Annotated in this window: 19 protein-coding genes and 2 pseudogenes; 8 read left to right on the forward strand and 13 right to left on the reverse strand. The window is 52.0% G+C overall.

The features are described from left to right. Positions 1–112: 112 nt before the first annotated feature. The 5 genes from PsWM33_RS03630 to queF all read left to right on the forward strand — a co-directional run bounded on the left by PsWM33_RS03630 (position 113) and on the right by queF (position 5,402). Positions 113–2,869, forward strand: a complete 2,757-nt coding sequence (locus PsWM33_RS03630) for a hypothetical protein (RefSeq protein ID WP_063299250.1) — start codon at positions 113–115, stop codon at positions 2,867–2,869. Positions 2,870–3,088: 219 nt separating this feature from the next. Then, entirely contained in the window at positions 3,089–3,787 is a 699-nt protein-coding gene (queC, locus tag PsWM33_RS03635; protein ID WP_063288558.1) for a 7-cyano-7-deazaguanine synthase QueC, read from the forward strand. Further along, positions 3,787–4,143, forward strand: a complete 357-nt coding sequence (gene queD, locus PsWM33_RS03640) for a 6-carboxytetrahydropterin synthase QueD (protein WP_063299251.1) — start codon at positions 3,787–3,789, stop codon at positions 4,141–4,143. Before queC ends, queD begins: the two co-directional genes overlap by 1 nt. After that, positions 4,122–4,862, forward strand: a complete 741-nt coding sequence (queE, locus tag PsWM33_RS03645) for a 7-carboxy-7-deazaguanine synthase QueE (RefSeq protein ID WP_063299252.1) — start codon at positions 4,122–4,124, stop codon at positions 4,860–4,862. Before queD ends, queE begins: the two co-directional genes overlap by 22 nt. 72 nt (positions 4,863–4,934) lie before the next feature. Beyond that, complete coding sequence (queF, locus tag PsWM33_RS03650; protein WP_057465235.1) at positions 4,935–5,402, forward strand: preQ(1) synthase; 468 nt, start codon at positions 4,935–4,937, stop codon at positions 5,400–5,402. Positions 5,403–5,475: 73 nt separating this feature from the next. On the opposite strand, the gene rbsK is transcribed toward queF, so the two are convergent. From rbsK to PsWM33_RS28615, 13 genes and pseudogenes are all read right to left on the reverse strand, one after another. After that, positions 5,476–6,393 (reverse strand): ribokinase, encoded by a 918-nt coding sequence (gene rbsK, locus PsWM33_RS03655; protein WP_063299253.1) that lies wholly within the window; start codon positions 6,391–6,393, stop codon positions 5,476–5,478. A gap of 9 nt (positions 6,394–6,402) precedes the next feature. After that, positions 6,403–7,398, reverse strand: coding sequence for a LacI family DNA-binding transcriptional regulator (locus tag PsWM33_RS03660; RefSeq protein ID WP_063299254.1), 996 nt, complete (start codon positions 7,396–7,398; stop codon positions 6,403–6,405). Positions 7,399–7,467: 69 nt separating this feature from the next. Then, complete coding sequence (gene rbsB, locus PsWM33_RS03665) at positions 7,468–8,349, reverse strand: ribose ABC transporter substrate-binding protein RbsB (protein ID WP_063296788.1); 882 nt, start codon at positions 8,347–8,349, stop codon at positions 7,468–7,470. A gap of 29 nt (positions 8,350–8,378) precedes the next feature. Then, the gene (rbsC, locus tag PsWM33_RS03670) at positions 8,379–9,323 is read right to left on the reverse strand and encodes a ribose ABC transporter permease (protein ID WP_057465239.1); all 945 of its coding nucleotides are present in this window, start codon (positions 9,321–9,323) and stop codon (positions 8,379–8,381) included. 5 nt (positions 9,324–9,328) lie between these two features. Continuing rightward, positions 9,329–10,822 carry a sugar ABC transporter ATP-binding protein gene (locus PsWM33_RS03675; RefSeq protein ID WP_063299255.1) on the reverse strand — a complete coding sequence of 498 codons (1,494 nt, stop codon included), beginning with the start codon at positions 10,820–10,822 and terminating at the stop codon, positions 9,329–9,331. 41 nt (positions 10,823–10,863) lie between these two features. After that, a complete protein-coding gene (gene rbsD / locus PsWM33_RS03680) occupies positions 10,864–11,283 on the reverse strand; it encodes a D-ribose pyranase (protein ID WP_063296785.1) in 420 nt (139 codons plus the stop codon). Positions 11,284–11,661: 378 nt separating this feature from the next. Beyond that, positions 11,662–12,498 carry a 5-dehydro-4-deoxy-D-glucuronate isomerase gene (gene kduI / locus PsWM33_RS03685; protein ID WP_063299256.1) on the reverse strand — a complete coding sequence of 279 codons (837 nt, stop codon included), beginning with the start codon at positions 12,496–12,498 and terminating at the stop codon, positions 11,662–11,664. A 91-nt stretch (positions 12,499–12,589) separates the two neighbouring features. Beyond that, a pseudogene (kduD, locus tag PsWM33_RS03690) lies at positions 12,590–13,338 on the reverse strand (2-dehydro-3-deoxy-D-gluconate 5-dehydrogenase KduD). A gap of 11 nt (positions 13,339–13,349) precedes the next feature. Then, a complete protein-coding gene (locus PsWM33_RS03695) occupies positions 13,350–13,817 on the reverse strand; it encodes a hypothetical protein (RefSeq protein WP_208994370.1) in 468 nt (155 codons plus the stop codon). Between the two features lie 236 nt (positions 13,818–14,053). After that, positions 14,054–15,040: pseudogene (locus PsWM33_RS03700) on the reverse strand (ABC transporter permease). A gap of 97 nt (positions 15,041–15,137) precedes the next feature. Continuing rightward, entirely contained in the window at positions 15,138–15,311 is a 174-nt protein-coding gene (locus PsWM33_RS27890) for a hypothetical protein (protein ID WP_208991886.1), read from the reverse strand. Next, positions 15,305–16,507 (reverse strand): ABC transporter substrate-binding protein, encoded by a 1,203-nt coding sequence (locus PsWM33_RS03705; RefSeq protein ID WP_208994371.1) that lies wholly within the window; start codon positions 16,505–16,507, stop codon positions 15,305–15,307. The genes PsWM33_RS27890 and PsWM33_RS03705 overlap by 7 nt, the downstream gene beginning before the upstream one ends. Before the next feature lies 1 nt (position 16,508). Next, a complete protein-coding gene (locus PsWM33_RS28615) occupies positions 16,509–16,931 on the reverse strand; it encodes an ABC transporter substrate-binding protein (protein WP_208994372.1) in 423 nt (140 codons plus the stop codon). A gap of 457 nt (positions 16,932–17,388) precedes the next feature. On the opposite strand from PsWM33_RS28615, the gene PsWM33_RS27900 reads away from it, so the two are divergent. From PsWM33_RS27900 to PsWM33_RS03715, 3 genes are all read left to right on the forward strand, one after another. Continuing rightward, positions 17,389–17,787, forward strand: a complete 399-nt coding sequence (locus PsWM33_RS27900) for a LacI family DNA-binding transcriptional regulator (RefSeq protein WP_208994373.1) — start codon at positions 17,389–17,391, stop codon at positions 17,785–17,787. Positions 17,788–17,853: 66 nt separating this feature from the next. Beyond that, complete coding sequence (locus PsWM33_RS27905; RefSeq protein WP_208994374.1) at positions 17,854–18,438, forward strand: LacI family DNA-binding transcriptional regulator; 585 nt, start codon at positions 17,854–17,856, stop codon at positions 18,436–18,438. A gap of 373 nt (positions 18,439–18,811) precedes the next feature. Continuing rightward, positions 18,812–20,197, forward strand: a complete 1,386-nt coding sequence (locus PsWM33_RS03715; RefSeq protein WP_063299257.1) for a cytochrome P450 — start codon at positions 18,812–18,814, stop codon at positions 20,195–20,197. Positions 20,198–20,210 lie beyond the last annotated feature (13 nt).

Consider the following 20,210-nt stretch of genomic DNA (forward strand, 5'->3'; position numbering starts at 1 on the left):
GCGCGTGTGCGCGACGACTTGTTGGAGTGGAGCCTTGCGGAGATGCCATGTGCGTCTGCCCGCTGGTTTTCCTGTTTGAGTACCTCTCATAATTAAGGTGAGTGAACCTCCGATGCCCGGAAATCAAAATACCGATACTGGCACTGACACCAGTCCTATTCCTGCAGAAGACCAAATGAACCAGAGCGAGGAAACCTGGGCTCAGCAAATCTATAAGCTATGGGGCGAAATGCTTCCAACCTGGGCAGATGCATTTGGCGAAGTTTATGAAGCAGAACGGGAACGGGAACGGGAAGAGCTTGCACAGGCAACAGCCCGAATGGATGAAGATGACCGTCGTCAGGCTGAGCAGCAAGTACGAAGTGATGCAGCTTCTACATTGGCATTTGAGAATATTGAACGAGTTTATGAACTTAAAGAGGAGCTGACCTTACTCGATAACAATCCCCTTGAAATGGTCGATATGCCTGATGCTCCTGACAGGACCTTCGGCAAGGTGATCAGCGACCAGATCGCAGCTTTCAGGTTGCAGAAAGAAGAGCTTTTTCTGGAAGTTCAGATCTTCACGGGCTTGGATATGGAGAAACAGGCTTTCACAACCGCGAATGAGCTGGTTGGGATGCTTTTAGGCAAAGCCCTGGTTCAAAGCGGTGTTTACAACTTTGCTGCTTGCGAAGTGACATTGGCTGAGGTGGAACGCAAGCTCAAAGACATGAAAAACCTTCTTCGAGATGCCCAAGTGCATCCAGCAACCTATGTCAGTAACGAAGATCAGGTTCTGATTGGTCAGGATGTTAAGAAGGTGAAGGAGATCATCTTCAATTTGCAGGACGCTGGTTATACTGGATTGGGAACAAGCCTGCTCATTGAAATGAACCAGTATCAGGATGCGGTGTCACGGCCATCCGATGCGCGCTGGACAGAGCTTATGTCTGATGCGGAGGCCTGTAAAAAAGCTCTGCCGGAACTGCGCAGCTCGGCCAAATATATTGAGACCCTGTGCGAAAGCATGACCATGGCGCAGCCAACAACTGCTGCATCAGATACGCTTGAAGAACTCCGTGACTATCAAAGTGAAAGTTCCCGCGACCTTTCATCAACCCTGCGCGTTATCGCGAGTCTCAAGGCTAAGGCTGAACGCCGTGAAAGGTGGATCAAACAAGAGGAATGGGCCGAGAAAAATCTGGATGTACGCACCCAAGCTTATCGAAAACAGCTTGAGAAGTTTGTCGTGTTTGATGCAGACCATCAGGTGGTTACCAAAGAAAGCAAGACTGAAGCCCGTGCTCGCGCTGTTGATACTGAAGGGCTGGATAAAGATGTCATGGCAACAATGCCGAAGCGACCCGGCGGCAAGGATGTTAAGGCTGTTCCCCGTGCGACGATCAACAAGCTTTTGGAATCTTTTGAGTTTTTGGATGAAATGCGGTTATCGGGTGTGACAGGTATGGAAGCCATTGCACTTGAAGAGTTTATCAAGACAGAAGACATTCTGGAAGGCATCAACTCCAATCCAACCGGATATGATGACCTTCAAACACGCACGCAGAAGATGCTTGATAAAGTTGCAACCACCAAATCCGGCAAGAAAGCGATTTATTACGTTGAAGCTAAGATGAACCTTGAAGAGGATATCCGTCTCTTACGCGAACAAGCACCGGATATGAACATCAACAAGGCTCTCGGTCGGTGCAACAAGCTGGAAGGTACACGATTTCATCCACTCCTGAGACAGCTCGAGGAATCCCTCGCCTTCAGAGAGGTCTTTGAGATGAAGCTGGAACCGATTGAGAAGATATTCAAGGAAATTCCGGGCTTGCTTGCCAGGCTGGGTAAAGCTCGCCCTGAGCTTGCCATGAGATTCAAGAAGATCTGGCAGCCCAAGCAGGAGAAAGTCTATCACGGTGAACTGGAGCTGGAACTGAAACAGGCGAAAGTCACCGCTCATAACGCTGCCACTGTTGATGATGTGAAAGAGGCCATCTCACAGGTGAATACCGTCAAGATTAAAGCGGACAAGTATGTTGAAGAGCTGAGAGCTCGTGTAGCGCTGCTTGGCGAGGATGTGGATGGACCTGTCACCACCCCTGAGCGGGATGAGTTCTTTGAGAAAATCGAAGAAGACTACAAAAATGGTGTTCAGCTTGAGATTGACCGCAAGGTTGCCAAGGGCAAATTCAATGAAACCTCCGGCCCTATGAAGGATGAGCTGGATATGCTCACCGCGAAGTCCAAGAGCTGGAAAGGTGCAAAGGCACTTTTGAAGGGCTTCCCCCGTATTGACGAGGCCACTTTCGATCCGACCCGTTTCAAAGATCTACTGACAGAGGTAAAGCTGCTTGAACAGGAATGCGCAGTAAACTCCTCTTATGATGAAAACATGGACCGGCTGAAAGAGCTGAAGGGCATGTATGATGCCATGCGCGGCGAGCTGACAGGCTTTAGAGAAGACATCGCCAAGGATGTCGTTAAAGCCGCAGAGAAAGCTATCACGCGTATGGAATCTGCAAAGGCGTTTGCTGAAGGCGACTTCATCACCGGTGTTGCCAGCCAGCAAGAAGCTGGCGAAGATTATGTCAATGCGGGCAGTTTAAAGCGGTTCACCACCTGCGTATCAAAGCCAATCATACCAGGTGAGCTGCGAACGTATGCGCAGGTCATCGGCGACAGCAAGAAATCACTTCAAGAGCGCAAAAAGGCCCGCGAAGAGGCGTTACGCCTTGTGCGGCCCTTGCTGGCACGGCTCGACAGCGACAAGGCGGTCAAGCTTTACAGGCGGCATCCCTTCAGCGAACTGGACAATGACATCAATGTCCTGAGGCCCGTTCTGGTGCAGCTTGAAGTTAAACTGCTGACCCTCGCGTCCTGATGCATACGAACCCTGCGGCACCGCATGTGGTCGCAGGGCACATTACACGCAACTCTAAAGTGTGATTTGCATTTATACTCAGCAGGTTATCCATGAGATGTATGCGGAGGGTGAATTAGTCCTTTTCCTTGAGGTTTTAGTCTGGTAGTTACCGATTTGCTCAGCAATGAGTGCCGGTCGCAGCCTACCCGGCAACAGCGAAAACAAGGACTAAACCTTATGAAGACTATCGTAATCTGCTCAGGCGGATTGGATTCGGTCACGCTTGCCTACAAGGTTGCGCGTGAAAACGAATTGCTCGGCCTCGTCTCTTTTGACTATGGCCAACGGCACAAAAAAGAGCTGGACTATGCAGCGCATGCTGCAAAGCAACTTGGTGTGCCACATCATATTCTGGACATGAGCCAGATAGGAGCGCATTTAAGCGGCTCCGCTCTAACCGATGATGTTGATGTTCCCGATGGCCATTATGCCGAAGAGAACATGAAGGTCACTGTGGTTCCCAACCGAAACGCAATCATGCTGTCTATCGGCTTTGGCATTGCGGCTGCTCAGCAGGCCGATGCTGTGGCTGCGGCGGTTCATGGGGGTGATCATTTCATCTACCCGGACTGTCGCCCTGGCTTTATCAAAAGCTTTGAAGCCATGCAGAAGCTGGCTCTGGACGGCTATGCCAATGTGAGCCTTTACACGCCATTTGTAGAAATCTCCAAAGGTGCCATCGTTGAAGAAGGTGCCCGGATCAACGTGCCGTTTGAGGACACGTGGTCCTGCTACAAAGGCGGAGAGAAACATTGCGGGCGGTGCGGCACCTGTGTCGAACGGCGAGAAGCCTTTGATCTGGCAGGTGTTGAGGACCCAACAGAATACGCGGATCCCGACTACTGGAAATCCGTGGTGGAACGAGCGGAACCATAATGTACAAAATCACCAAGGAATTTCACTTCTCGGCGTCGCATCAACTCTGCGAAATGCCGGAGGGACATCCCTGTGCGCGCCTGCATGGCCACAACTACATTGTGGTGATTGAACTTGCCAGCAAGAATCTGGATAAACACGGTTTTGTGGTGGACTTCACTGAGTTGAAGCCGCTCAAGCGTTTCATTGATGATGAGTTGGATCACCGCCACCTGAATGAGGTGTTCGGACACGATCAGGTCACCTCTGAGTATCTCGCCAAGACCATCTACGAGTTCTGCAAAGGGCACTGGGTGGAGACCTGCGCTGTGCGTGTGAGTGAAACGCCGAAAACATGGGCGGAATATCGGCCATGAGTAAACTCAGTATCAGTGAGATCTTCGGGCCAACCATACAAGGCGAAGGTGCTTTGATTGGTGAACCGACCGTGTTTGTACGCGCTGGCGGCTGTGATTATCGTTGCAGCTGGTGTGATACATTGCATGCGGTGGACAGCGCTTATCGTCATACCTGGGACCAGATGGACAGTGCGGACGTCTGGCACAAGATTGAGGAACTGTCCGGTCATCAACCGATCACGGTTTCCCTTTCTGGCGGCAACCCTGCCATTCAGGATTTCTCAAAGTTGATCTCACTCGGTAAAGCGAAGGGTTACAAATTCGCAATCGAGACACAGGGATCAGTTGCACGGGACTGGTTTGCAGATCTGGACACGCTGGTGCTGAGCCCGAAGCCGCCTTCCTCTGGTGAAACTGTCAATTGGGACAAGTTCGATGCCTGCCTGGACGCGGCCCTCAACTCTGCCACCTGTGTGATCAAAGTGGTTGTGTTTGATGATGTCGATTACGACTGGGCCAAGGACGTTGGTGAGCGCTATCCTTATCTGCCGATGTACCTGCAACCGGGGAATCATACCCCTCCTCCACCCGAGGATGATGATGCGACCATTGACATGGACGGCATCATGGATCGCATGCACTGGCTGGTGGACAAAACTGTTTCCGACCAATGGTTCAAGCCACGCATTCTGCCACAGTTGCATGTGCTGCTGTGGGGCAACAAGCGCGGCGTTTAAAGCATATTCCGGCAAATTGATGATCAGCCTTTGATGACGGAAATGCATGAGAACGAAGAATTCGAGAGAACAATGAGCAACGACGATATCTATAAAAATCTGACCATGCTGGGCGGTGATACTGTTCAGCCGCAGTCCCCTGAAGAAGCGGTTCTGGAACGGGTTCCAAACCCGCAGCAGGGCACGCCTTATGCAATTCGCTTTACAGCGCCAGAGTTCACCTCCCTGTGCCCGATCACCAATCAACCCGATTTTGCTCATCTGGTGATTGATTATGTGCCGGACCAGTGGCTGGTTGAGAGCAAATCCTTGAAACTGTTCCTGACATCCTTCCGCAACCACGGTGCCTTCCACGAGGATTGCACTGTGTCCATCGGTAAGCGCCTTGTTGACACGTTGAACCCGATCTGGCTGCGCATCGGCGGTTACTGGTATCCGCGCGGTGGTATTCCGATTGATGTGTTCTACCAGACCGGTGAAGAGCCAAAAGGCGTCTGGATTCCAGAACAGGGCGTGCCGACCTATCGCGGTCGCGGCTAAACATCTGTTTAGCGTGTATTCAGTTGGGGTTGCGAAAAGGCTGCCAACCCCAACTCTACTTTTTTGATAAGCCTTAGGCGCCCATCAGGGCTTCGACTTCAGCCAGAGTTGGCGCAGATGTGGCTGCACCATGTTTAGTGGTGGAGAGAGCGCCGCAAGCAGCTGCGAAACGGACTGCTTCAGCCAGAGATTTGCCGCTGTCCAGCGCATACGCCAGACCGCCGTTGAAGCAATCTCCTGCTGCCACAGTGTCGATCGCGTTCACCTTGAACGGCTCCACGAAGCCTTCACTCTCATCATCCTTGAAGTAAACGCCGCGTGCGCCGAGTTTCACAACGGCAGCTGCAACACCCTGTTCGCGCAACAGGTTTGCAGCATGGGCTGCTTCTGCTGCATTGGATGGGCGGAAGCCTGTGAGGATTTCGGTTTCTGTCTCGTTCGGCGTTACAACGTCTACGTTTTGCAGGAAACCTTCCGGCAGACCATCGACGGGTGCAGGCGCTGGATCGAAGATCACTTTACCGCCTGAGGCGCGGACTTTTTTAGCGGCGCTCAGGCACGTTGCGACCGGAATTTCCAGCTGCATCAGCATGATTTTAGCGCTTTCCAGAACATCTGATGTGCGTTTCAGATCGCTTTCGTCAACGGCAAGATTTGCGCCACCAATCACGGTGATGCTGTTTTCGGAATTTGCGTCCACACCGATCACCGCGATGCCGGTGCCGTGGTTTTCATCCAAATGCACATGTTCGGTTGAGACGCCCATGTCTTTCAGGTGCTGGGCTGCGATGTCGCCAAACCCGTCTTTACCGATGCGGCCTACCAGTTTGGCCTCACCACCTAGCTTTGATGCTGCAACAGCCTGATTGCAGCCTTTGCCGCCCAGGTTGATGGCGTAGCTGTGTCCATGCAGCGTCTCGCCCGGCTGTGGCAGCCGGTCAGAACGGGTTGTGATATCAACATTGATGGAACCGACAATGACGATGGACATGAATACTTCCTAGTTAACAACAGAGCTGCGGACGATCAGTTCCGGCACCAGCTTGATGACCGGTGGCATTTCTGTTTTTTCTTCCAGATGATTGATCAGCGCTTCTGCAGCGCTCAGCCCAAGCTCAAAGCTGGGCTGTTTGATTGTTGTTAGTGTGGGTGCCATGTAGGACGCGTACTCAACATCATCGTATCCGATAACGGAGATATCTTCGGGAATGCGCAGACCACGTTCCTGAATAGCGCGATAGGCCCCCATCGCCATCAAGTCGTTGAAGGCAAAGATGCCTTCGGGCTGGCTATCAGCCTCCAAAATCTGCTTCATGCCTTCATAGCCGCCAGATGCGGTGAGAAGACCGGCGGATTGCCATTTAGCCTCAACAGGTAGACCTGCCGCTTCCATGGCTGATTTATAGCCTTTGTAACGCTCAATGGAGCGCGGATGATCCTGCGGTCCCATGAGGCAACCAATTTTGGTCAGGCCGCTCTTGATCAGATGTTCTGTTGCCAGCCTGCCACCTAATACGGAGTCATCCTGCAAAGTACAGGCGTTTGGGTGCGGAGCAGAATCGAGGATTGCCTTTGGCAGTTTGCCGAGCTTGCTGAGCTGCTGGTAAAGCGCAGGGTCTGTTTTGGTGGTCATCACCAGAAGGGCATCAATGCGGCGCTGAAGCAAGGTATTGAGGTTTGCCAGCTGCCTGTCAGATTGATGACCTGAGTTACACAGGATGAGACTGAAATTGTGTTGGTAACACCCCTCTTCCACACCGCGTACCACGTCTGCGAAGAAAGGGTTGGAACTGCTTGAAACCAGCATGCCGATGATGTTGGTTCGCTTTACCTTGAGCGCGCGCGCCATCATGCTTGGCTGGAAGCCGAGAGCCTGAATAACTTCCTCGACTTTTTGCTTGGTCAGGGGTGCAACATAGCGCGTCTCGTTGATCACGTGAGACACTGTAGATGCGGATACCCCCGCAGCTTGTGCAACATCCTTGATACTGACCATTTCCGCTCCGGTTCTAAGGGTCGGGCCTGGCGCTTACGCCAAACCCGATCTTATTCAGATTACTTGCACTTACTTGGTAACAAGCTTCAGCGCAACTGGGGTATACGCATCGACTTTTTCACCTTTGAGGACTTTGTCCGCAGTGTCTACGCCGATGGAACCAATCATGCCAGCTTGCTGTGCAACAGTTGCCAGCATTGTACCTTCTTCAACAGCTTTTACGCCATCGTCGGTGCCGTCAAAGCCAACAACGAGGATGTCGCGGTTAGCCGCTTCGATTGCCTTGATTGCGCCAAGAGCCATTTCATCGTTGTGTGCGAAAACAGCATCGATTTCTGGCTGTGCCTGCAGGATGTTTTCCATCACGTTCAGGCCTTTGGTGCGGTCGAAGTCTGCTGGCTGTACAGCAACAAGCTCGATGCCAGAAGCGCCGTGCATTGCTTTTTTGAAGCCAGTGCCACGATCACGTGCAGCAGAAGTACCTGGAACACCTTCCAGCTCAACAATCTTGCCACTGCCACGCAGGGTTTCAACGATCAGCTCACCAGCCATTTCGCCGCCGAGGATGTTGTCGGAAGCCACGTGGGATTCCACCGTGCCACGTGCTGCGCCACGGTCGAGTGTGACCACTGGTACGTTTTTGCGGTTTGCAGCGCGGATGGAACTGGAAACAGCGTCAGAGTCTGTTGGGTTGATGAGCAGGATCGAAACGTTCTTGCTCAGCACGTCTTCCACGTTTGCCAGTTCTTTTGCTGGATCGTTCTGGCTGTCGAGAACAACAATCTTGTAGCCGAGCTCATTTGCGCGTGCTTCAGCACCTTCTTTCAAGGTCACAAAGAACGGATTGTTCAGGGTGGACACGACCAGAGCCAGTGTGTCCTGTGCCATTGATACTGCTGTGGAGCCGAGAAGAAGAGCAGCACCTGCTGCCAAACTTACTAGTTTTTTCATAGAAACCTCCCGAGGTTCAGTTTGATTGCTCACGCGTTTGATTTGCCACGGCTGTCGACGACAACCGCCAGAAGGATAACCGCACCTTTCGCGATCATCTGGTAGTAGGATGAAACATCCATAATATTCAGTGCGTTATTCAACACACCGATAATGAGGGCACCGATGATGGTGCCAAAGATCCGCCCCTTACCGCCAGCAAGGCTTGTGCCGCCGAGAACCACGGCTGCGATCGCATCGAGCTCGTATCCCAGACCAGCAGTCGGCTGGGCAGATTCAAGGCGAGCTGTCAGGATGATGCCTGCCAGTGCAGCGAGCGCTCCGCTGAGGGCGTAGACAAGAATTTTGACTTTTTTGACATTGATACCGGACAGACGAGCCACGTTTTCATTACCGCCAATGGCGTAAACGTAACGACCGAAACGGGTCTGGCTGAGAACGAACCAGCAGAGCGCGAAGATGACCACCATCAGGATCACCGGGTTCGGAATGCCGAGAATATAGCCACCGCCGAACTGGTAGAAGCTTTCAGCCACATCAAAGTAACCTGTAGAGATTGGGCGGCCTTGCGTATAGACCAGCGTCGCGCCGCGGATCATGGTCATGCCAACCAGCGTTGCGATGAACGGCTGAACGTTGAAGTAGCTGATGATTACGCCACTTGTTGCACCAAGGCCCGCACCAACCATAATGGTGGCGATCAGTGCGATGATGAGCGGCGTATCCATGCCAATGAGACTTGCGCAGATGGCACCAGCGAAGGCCAGAATGGAGCCAACCGCCAGATCGATGCCCGCCGTCAGGATCACAAAGGTCATGCCCATGGCGATGACTGCGTTGATCGAGGTCTGACGCAGGATGTTGAGCATGTTGTCGATGCCAAGGAAGTTGGCATTGGCGAAGGACACTGCGGCCATCAGGATGATAAGGCCAATCAGAGACTTGTTTTCACTGATAAAGTCGTTGAGCTTCATCTGTTTTACCCGTTTGTTTGGCCAGCAACGGCGCAGCGCATAATGTTTTCTTGAGTGGCTTCGGCTCGTGCGAACGATCCGGTCAGCTTGCCGCTGGACAAGACGTGGATGCGATCAGAGATACCCAGAAGCTCTGGCATGTCGGAGGAGATCAGCAGGATGCAGAGCCCTTCTGCCTTCAGCTTGTTGATGAGCGTGTAGATCTCGCGTTTTGCGCCAACATCCACACCGCGTGTGGGTTCATCAAGAATGAGGACCTTGGGTTCCGGCACCAGTGACTTGGCGATGGAGACCTTCTGCTGGTTACCACCTGACAGATTGGAGATGATTGTGTTTGCATCTCTGGTCTTGATGGCGAACGCTTCGATGTATTCGCTGATGGTGACGGCTTCAGAGGCTTTGTTGACGAACCCGAGCGCATTGCAGAACCGGTCCAGCCCTGTGAGGGACATGTTCGCGCCAAGCTCCTGCGACTGAACGAGGCCTTCCTGTTTACGATCTTCAGTGACGTAACCGATCTGCGCTTTCACACCATCCTGTGGTGATTTGAGGCGGATTTCCTTGCCGTCGATTTTGACGGTGCCGCTTTGGATTGGATTGGCGCCAAAGATCGCCTTTGCAAGCTCGGTGCGCCCTGCTCCAACAAGGCCTGCAAAGCCGACAACTTCACCTGCATGTGCAGTAAAGGAGACTTCCTTTGCGCCGTGGGCAGTAAGCTTTTCAACTTCAATACGTACATCACCTGGAACGGCTGGTACGAATGGATATTGATCGGAGAGTTCACGGCCCACCATGTGGCGAATCAGGTCGTCCTCGGTGATTTCAGAGACCGGCCCCTGATGGACCATTTCACCGTCACGGAGGATGGCGATGTCATCACACATCTGGAAGATTTCGCCCAAACGGTGTGAGATGAACACCAGACCTTTGCCTTGCGCCCGCAGCTCGTCCACGACTTCAAACAGGATTGCTGTCTCAATATCGGTGAGCGCGTCTGTTGGCTCATCCATAATGATCACTTCAGCGTTCAGCGAGAGCGCTTTGGCGATCTCAACCATTTGCTGCTGTGCGATGGAGAGCTTGCCCAGTGGCGTTTTAGGATCGATATCCTGCTTCAGCTGAGCGAGGTACTTTTTGCTTTCCCGCTCGATCACATCCCACTGGATTTTGCCCAGTTTGGTGGGTTCCCTGCCCAGATAGATGTTTTCAGTAACGGACAGTTCAGGCAGCAGATTAAGCTCTTGGTGGATAATGCCAATTCCGGCATCCATGGACTGACGTGCCGTGGTGAATTTGACCTCATTGCCCTTATAGATCACCGTGCCTGCATCACGCTGATAGATGCCCGATATAATTTTCATCAGGGTTGATTTACCGGCTCCGTTTTCACCGGCCAGCGCCACAACGCGCCCAGCCTGGATCGTCAGATCAACGGATTTGAGCACGTTGATCCCGGAGAAGGATTTTTCAATTCCCTGAAGTTCAAGAAGGGTTGTCACTGGGTGTCCTCTCCCAAAGCCCGAATTATCTCAGATTTCCCTCAGAACGTTACGCCTGAATAAAAAATCACATTGGCGTAGGGCGTGCATTCTCCCGTGCGCACCACCGCCCGGCATTTACCAGTTAATGCCTTGAATTCCTCATGAGAGACAGTTGTGGTCTCTACGCTGTTGCCCTGACACTTTGCGATTTCAGCAATCAATGATTGCAAGCGCATGTGATAGGCTGGCTGGTGTTCAATCAGCTCTTCAGCAATGACAACCCGCTCTACCTGCATCTCAGCTGTGATCGCGCTTGCCGTTTCCAGCATGCCTGGCAAACCCTTTGTAATGGCAAGGTCGATGCGCTCGACATCCTTGGAAATTGGGAGCCCGGCGTCTCCAACACACAGACCATCCCCATGGCCCATATGAGAGATAATGCTAGAGACCGGAGCGTTTAAAAGTACACCCTTCTTCATTGCAGCAGTTCCTCCGCGTTGTCTCGATTGAAGAGACGTTAGCAGGCGCGCATGGGTTACGCAACCGTTTGCGCAAACGTTTGCGCGAGTCAATTTCTGGAATTCTTCCAGTTTAATTCAGGCATACTGAAAGAGCGTCTGACCTGAACAATGAGAGGTAAGTGCAAAAATATCAGAGGTTATATGGCTTTATTGCGGATGCACTCTGGCCGCCTGAAGCACGCTAAAAGCAAGAGCCTGTCCGACAACTGAGACAATTTGCGCCTATTTTTCCATACTTAGATCTTGAGGATATTGAACCGAACATCCTTCAGGCAAGCAAAAAGCCCCGCTTCTTTTCAGAGCGAGGCTTGAGTCATTTCAAAGATTAGATGTTGTTTACTTCAGATCAGGAACTGCAATGTGGTCCATGTCGGTGAACTCCTGATTTTCACCGGTCATTCCCCAGATGAAGGTGTAGGACTGGGTGCCGACACCGCTATGGATGGACCAGCTTGGGGAGATCACTGCCTGTTCGTTGTGAACGAATAAATGGCGGGTTTCCTGCGGTTCCCCCATCATATGCACCACTGCGGCATCCTCCTTCATGTTGAAGTAAAAATATACTTCCATACGACGATCATGGGTATGCGCTGGCATGGTGTTCCAGATGGAGCCCTGATGCAGTTTGGTCATGCCCATGAGCAGCTGACAGGTTGGGAGTACATCCGGCACGAAGTACTTGTTGATCGTGCGCTCATTGCAGTTTTCAGCATCGCCCAGAGTGACCGGAGAGGCTTCTGCCAGTGTGACCTTCTTGTTTGGATAGGTTTTATGAGCCGGGGCGCAGTTGTAATAGAGCTTGGCCGGGTTCTGCTTATCGATGCTTTTGAAAGACACATCTTTTGCGCCCATACCAATGTAAAGCGTTTCTTCCTGTGCGACTTCGTAGGTTTCACCATCTACTGTGATGACAGCCGGGCCGCCCACGTTGATGAAGCCGATTTCGCGACGTTCCAAAAAGTAGGAAACGCCCAGCTTCTTGCCGTAGTCTGCCACCAATACGACTTCTGTGTTCAGTGGCATCACACCACCTATGATGATGCGATCTACGTGGCTGTAGGTCATGGTGACTTCATCGGCAGCAAATATGCTTTCAATGAGGAACTCACGGCGCAGGCCTTCTGTATCCAATGTTTTAGCTTGGTCGCTGTGAATTGCTTGTCTTACTTCCATGGTGATCTCCTAAAATTCGGCAATTGAGCGCACTTTTCCAGTCGCTCAGTTTTTCAACTGCGCGTTATTTGCTTTTGGCTTTGTGTTTCAGTTAGCGGGCGAGCCAGCCGCCATCGACAGCAATGGTGAAGCCGTTGACATACGAGGCTGCCTCAGGACGCATGGTCCTGCGACATCCGTCGGTTCGCCCCAGCGCTCTGCCGGGATGCGCTCAAGGATCGCTTGGTTTCTGTCTGGATCGGCCCGCAAGGCGGTGGTGTTGTTGGTCGCCATGTAACCCGGCGCGATTGCGTTGACGTTGATGCCGTGCTTTGCCCACTCGTTTGCCAGCGCGCGGGTCAGGCCCAGAACAGCGCTTTTGGAGGCGGTGTAGGATGGCACGCGAATACCGCCCTGATAGGAAAGCATGGAAGCAACATTGATGATTTTGCCACCGTTGCCCTGCTTCACGAACTGCTTTGCAACCAGCTGAGAGAGGAAGAAGAGTGAGCGGATGTTGAGGTTCATCACCGCATCCCAGTCGTCTTCTGAGAAATCCAGAGCCTCTTCGCGGCGGATGATGCCTGCGTTGTTGACGAGAATATCAACCTGACCAGTGGCCGCGACAGCATCAGCAATGATGCCCGGCAGCGCTTCCTTGTTACTCAGGTCAGCACGCAGATCGAAGAACTTGCGGCCAGTTTCCGCCATCAAGTCCACTGTCTCTTTTGGCTCAACCACGTTGACGCCGACCACATCACAGCCCGCCTTTGCCAGACCAACGGCCATAGCCTGACCGAGGCCTGTGTCACAGCCGGTTACGATTGCGGTTTTTCCATTCAAATCAAACTGTTTCAGCATATGTCCTATTCCTAAACAACACAGTGAGAACTTGCAGGTTTGCTGAAGCAAACGTTGGTTACGTGGCCGAGTTCCGCCTCTTCCGTCGACCAGCCCTTCGGCAGCGGTGCGGGTCTGTGGATCACGACATCATTGCAACGGACGTTGTTGGCATGATCCAGCCAGAGGCCCGGCAATCCGTTCAGATAGGGTTCAAGGCCAAGGACTTGCCCTGCCTCATTTTTAACCCATGCGTTGCGGCGGCCTTGCTCGGGATTATCAAGCAGGTTCACATCGTGCGGGCTTGGGCGCAGATCGAGATAGTAGGCATCCGAGAACTTGCCGGTTTCCAATGTGAGTTGGATGTTGCTGAGCGAGACACTCTCGATCTTCTGGGTTTCGTGACCAACAATGTTAATCGTCCCTTGTGCTCGCCCCGTGATGCCATCGGCAGATACATCGCGCACGTAGCCAGGGACATCACCTGCCACACGTGGCAAGGCGTTGATGGTGATGGCCTCTCCACTGCCCCAGAACCCGTCCGGCGTTTGCTCACACTGGACTGTACAGTTGGAGAAGCGAATGCGCTCGATATCGCCGCCATCGCGGGAGAAAGTGCTGAGCGTCCCCCATTTAGCTCAGGGTCAGTGGCTTAGCGGTGTAGGAGGAGTTCTCCTTCACCTCGACTGCAGGTTCAACAGCAGTATCACTTAAAGTTTGCTCTGACATAGTGCCCTCACGAATGACGAATGCGTGGATCGGTCAGCACCAGCAAGATGTCTGAAAGCAACGTGCCGATGATGGTGAAGACGCTCAGTATGAGAATGAAGCCACCAGCCAGATACATGTCCTGATTCTGCAAGGAGCGCAGAAGCAGTGGGCCGGTTGTTGGGAGGTTCAGCACCACGGCTGTGATGACATCGCCAGAGATGAGTGCAGGCAAAGCCCAGCCAACGGTGGAAATGAACGGGTTGAGTGCAACGCGCACAGGGTAGCGCCAGACGACCTGTCGCTCGCTTAAGCCTTGTGCGTAGGCGGTCTCAACATACGGCTTGCCCAGCTCTTCCAGCATATTGGCGCGCATGATGCGCAGCAGGCCAGCAGCACCGCCGGTAGACAGTACAAGCACCGGCACCCAGAGGTGGGAGAGACGGTCAACGAACTTGGCAAAGGACCACGGTGCATTTTCGTAGGCTGGCGAGAACAATCCACCAACGTGAAAGTTGAAGTAGAGGAAGCCCATCCACATCAGCACCAAGGCGAGGAGGGAGTCCGGAATACCGCGCTCGAGGAAGCCAAGAACGGTGAACAGATGATCGAGGAATGAATACTGACGCGTGGCGGAATATACGCCGATAGGAATAGCGATCGCCCATGTCATCAACAATGAGAGCATGGAGATCAGCAGGGTGAGACCGATACGGTCTCAGATCAGCTCAGATACCGGGAGTTTCCAGTCGAGAGACAGCCCGAAGTCACCATGAAGCAGAATTCCGCCGATCCATGTGAGGAACTGCTCGTACATTGGACGGTCCAAACCAAACTCATGACGTATGTGAGCAGCTGTTTCCGCATCAATAACTTCGCCAGTTTCTACCAGTTCTGCAATGTATGCTGTTACGTAATCACCCGGTGGAAGCTGAATGATAACGAATGTGGCAATCGTAATAACGATCAATGTCGGGATCGACCACAGTAGGCGATGCGCAATATAACCTGCTATATCCCTTTTCCGTTTTATTGTACTTGCAAGGAAGCATTGAAGTTGTGAACTGGTGGCGGCATCGGAATCGCCGCCGCCAGTTCAACCGCAAGGCAGGTTAATCTTGGGAGAAATAGAACTGCTGCGGATATGCGAGGCCAACGCCGCGTAAAGCGTCGTCGTGGACGAACCCCGCAGGGAAGTTTTTCAGGCTGTTTTTGCGCACGTAGACTGCAGGCGTTTCTCCAACGAGCCCCACATGCCAGCCGTATTGCTTGTGCAAGGTCACCATCTGCTGCGCATAGGCATTGCTTCTTCAAGGTTATGTGCGGTCTGGGCGCTTTCCCAAGCTTTCCAGACTTCTCTGATCAGATGATCTTTCGGCGGCTCTTCGCCGGCCTTACCGTTGGTGCTCCACCAGTTGAAGTAGCTTGGTGCAAAGCCATAGCGACCGAGGAAACGAAGCGGGCCAGCTGTAATGACGGAGGAACGATCAAACATATCGAGGACCAGATCGAAGTCTGCCGTATCAACGTGCTGCTGATACAAGGTGCGATCGATAATACGCACCAGAACTTCAATGCCAACATTCTGCCAGTAGGTACGGACCACTTCGAGCAGCTCACCCTGGATGTCCCAGCGGGTTTCCAGCACGAGGCTGAGACGACGACCATTTGGGTTCAGACGATAGCCATCCCCATCTTGCTCGGTCAGGCCGATCGCCTCCAGAAGTTCTGCGGCTTTGTCCGGGTCATACTCTGTCCAACGCGCTTCAGCTTCTTCATCGTAAAATGGAGAGCCAGAGATCGGCGAAGCCTGACGCGCCTCACCCAAACCAGAGAACGCCAGTTCGTTGATGGTTTCGCGGTCAACAGAGATGTTTAGTGCTTCGCCGAAGCGAATGTCTTCGAACAGAGCCTGCTTGACTTCATCTTTGGAGTTGAGGTTCGGAATGATCGACCATGTCAGCGCCTTGATCCATTTTTCAATGGTGAAGTTGGCCACATTGATGTGGCGGTTTTGGAGGTCGGTTTCGCCCTGAATAGCCATGAAGTTGATGGCTTGCGGGTCCTGGAACAGGCGGTGTTCGATCTGATCGATGTAAGGAAGCTGATTTCCTTCTGCATCCACGCCGTAATAGTAGGGATTATGCTCCATGACCACTGTATCGGAGGGCGGCGGTGTTTTCACGCGCCATGCGGTGAGAACCGGCATATTCGGGTTAAACCACCACGCCTGAATTTGGCCCTTGGAATCCCAGAGATCCGTCCACTTCTTGACGCCATTCTTGGCAATGGCTGCCTCCAGTTTGGCAGAAACAGCGTAGGCTGGGTGGTAGTCTTTGAGGTAGCGGAATGGTTCGATGAAGCTAGGGCGATCCAGACCCGGACGGCCTGTGCTTTCCTTGGCCAGCACGGTCAGGAACAGCGGGTATGGCTTTTCAAAGGAGACGGTGAAAGTGTAATCATCCGCGAAAGACAGCTTCATACTAGAACCGTACATCGCGGGTGGTGACAGGTGCGCCGTCGGACCAGCGCAGACCTTCGCGGATTGTAAAGGTGAACTCTCGGGCGTCCTCACTTGCAGAGCATTCGCCGATCCAACCAGGAACCAGAGACAGGTTCTTGTCCCCATCCATGTAGGTTTCAACCGCACGCTCTTCCATGAGCTTGGTTGGCCCCCAACGGTCGGTTGGGCCTTTGAACGCACGCTTCAGGACGCCACCATGGATGCCGATGCTGTCGTAGACAGGAACGACGCGTGGATTTTTCGGCAGACGCTCTTCAACCGGTGGCAATTGACCGGCTTCAACCAACTGCTTGAGCATGGGCGCCTCGTTATAGGCCCAGCCATTGGCGGCCAGAAATGGCAGCGTCAAAGCAGCAATCGACGTGAGTGTAACGCTCTTCATCAAATTCTCCCCCAACACGTTTTGCCAGATCCTCCCCGTCAAAACGCATTACTTCTATTAATGCAACAAGCCCACCTCTCTGCACCTGCAGCCCGAATATGACCTTGTTGACAATCAGTTACCCGGCAAAGGCGACAGGAGTCCCGTTTGACAACAAGACGCCTTTATGAAAACTTTTTCATGATTAGTCCTTCAACTTACTTTGAGGTCATCACTCAATCTGGCTCATTCGCAGCCACGAGTTGAGCGACGTATATTTTCTTCAATTTATTCGTATTGTTAGATCATACTAACGATTGTCATTGTGAAATTGTCTAAGTATCAAATGCATGTTGGATAAGTAAAATTCATCAATCTGTTCCTCTCAGTGATACACAGCAGCGCGCACGTAGGCGTTGCACATGAAAAGATTTTCATTCAATAATTGCCTGTCCTATTGATGAATGGTGGAAGTCGCGTGGCAACGGGTATCAAGCAGATCGCAAAGCTTGCGAACGTGTCAATCAGCACTGTTTCTCACGTTTTAAACGCTTCTGCTCCTATCGGCAGTGAAGTGCAAGAACGTGTGTTAGGCATTGCGCGTGAGACAGGTTATCTTGCCAAGCGGAGACGCAAAGCTTCTATCTCCCTGCTCTCTACAGTGCTGCTGGTTGGCACCAAGAAAGCTTTCCTTAAATACGATCGCAACTTCGTGGCCTGGACCAGGCTGAACGCCTTCAGGAAAGAATGCCAAAGCCGTGGTATTCGCCTCAATCCTCAGATCGAGGAAGAAAATGAAACTAATCCGGACAATATTGTTGAGGCCGTTGCGAAACACCGCCCCCAAGGCATCGCAGTCATGCAGGATGACAGGTAATGTCTCATCGATATGCTTTACAAACTGCCGTCTGCCTCCGTTATTCTGAGTGGGCAAGATCAGTCGATGAGAGTGGATACTGTTGCTCCCAGCAACCGGTTTGGGGCAAAGTTGGCGACTGTTCACCTGCTGGAATTGGGCCATAAAAAGATTGCATTGCTCACGTGGGGCAATCGACGCGTCGCAAAGCAATGGACTGAAGGATTTCTGGATGCCTTCAGACAAGCTGGGCTCAACGTTCCTGTCTCCGACATTATTGATGTTGGTGACAATCAGCAGGATGTGGTGGAGACCAACTTCAGAAAATGGCTGAGCAAACACAATGGTCCCTCCCCTTACTCTGCGTTCTTTTGCTCAACTGACAACGTTGCACTTGGTGCGATGAATGCCCTACAGAACCACGGCTACTCCGTTCCCAACGACATTTCAATTATGGGCTTTGACAATGCATTATTTGGCAAACTGTCCAGCCCTTCCCTCTCTACCATCCATGTCCCCATGGAAGAGACCGGTCATGTCGCGTTGAATCTGCTGGAAGAAGCTTTAACCCTGCCTGATGGCGAGCGCAGTGCCCGTCGTGTGGAGCTTGGATGCCGATTGATCCTGCGCAACAGTACGGGCGTTCCAAACTCATCTTTTTCCAAGTCATAACACGTCAACACCTCCCCTGAGGGGATCTCTTTTAGATTCAAGTAAGGTTAGAAGACGGTTTCTGCAACCATATTTTGGTGGCTTTGCCTTGCTTTCTATTGTCACCACATCAGGCCTAAAGCCCTATAGTTCTTACTTTTACCGCTGTGTCAGATGAGACCAAAGCCATTGGCTACTCAGAGTATTTTCTCTTGATTAGCAATCAAACAAAATTTGCGGCGTCCCGAAAGCAAATCTCTAAGAGGGCTGTTCTATATTCCCGCAAAGCACTATTGCGCATGGGTTCTCACCTACTTCTCCTATCGGCTTGCGCTGATGATGTTGGGAAATGTGCGGAAGTATTCTAATTTCCGCCGCAACATGAATGTAGATAATGGAAAACAAGATTTCATTATATCGTCCGCCAGCACCCTATCCGGGAGAAGCCGCAGAAGGCTGGAGAAACTTCAGTAATTATTTGAGCTCTGACCCCCTTGGCGTCATCCCAAAGGAGCTCTACGAGTGCGCGATTTTTCAGTTTGACGATGATGACCCGCGTAAGTTCCTCGTAAACGAGCCTAAGTTGCTGTCCAGAGTTCTGGAAGAACAACAAGCGATTTTCCCAAAAGGTGGTGGAATTGCGGAGCTGTTGAAGCCGATCCTGCATAATGGTCTGGTTTCTGCAGAAGGTGTTGACTGGCAAGACCAGCATGAAATGGTTGCGCCTATTTTCTCAAATACCAGCGTCCGCATCTCATTTGGCTATCTGCAGGAGGCCCTCAGCTCGTTTGTTGAACGTATGCTGCAACATGCTGAAACTGGTCAAGCCGTCAAACTCGCTGAAGAGATCAACTTTCTGGTTGCTGATGTTAATTTCCGTTGCGTGTTTTCAAAACCCATTGAGATCCAACTCGAATATCAGTGCTTTGATTCTATTATGAAGTACGAGGAACAAGTTGCAGGCACTGCACTGGACCTGAAGCGCTTTACCGGTCGAACTCCGCCGGCGTTTACGGAAGCAGCTTTGAAGACTGCAGAAGACGTGCGTGCCGTCATTTCACAGATCATTGACGAGCACATGCACAACAAGCCTCCGAATGCTCAAAACTTCTTTCAAGTGTTTCAGGATGCGCGTGTTCCATCGACTGGCAAGCGGTTCACGAAGTCACAGCTTGTTGACCAGGTCGCGAGCATTTTCCTCTCCAGCCACGAAACAACGTCTGCAGCGCTGTGTTGGTCTGTCTATATTCTTGCGCAATGCCCAGAGATTGTTGAGCGCATTCGAACAGAAGTGCAGCTGGTTACGGCTTGTGGCCGTATCTCGTACGAGCACTTGCCCCGCCTGCGTTTTACGCGTGACGTCTTTAAAGAGGTCCTGCGTCTTTATCCTCCTGTGCTTTATCTCTCCCGCGTTGCACGAGAAGACACAACACTCGGGGACACTCTAATCCCTAAAGAATCCATGGTAATCATCAGTCCATGGGTTGTTCATCGCCATCGTTCATTCTGGGAAAATCCAGATATGTTCGATCCTGATCGATTTTCGCGCGGAGAAGCAAAGGCGACACTTGGGAGTTATTTTCCCTTTGGTCTAGGACCGAGAATGTGTACGGGCGCCAGCTACGTCACCTTCCTTGGCATTAAAGTAATCGCGCGATTGTGTACCATGTTTGATTTTGAAACGCTCAACACTGATGACGTACGCCCAGACAGTACTCTTTATTTAAAACCGTCGAGACCAGTTTTATGTAAAGTACACAAAAGGAAGTTTAGTAAGTAGTCGGAAGATCAAA

Origin of the sequence: Pseudovibrio sp. WM33, from assembly GCF_001623165.1 — a bacterium.
Lineage (GTDB): Bacteria > Pseudomonadota > Alphaproteobacteria > Rhizobiales > Stappiaceae > Pseudovibrio.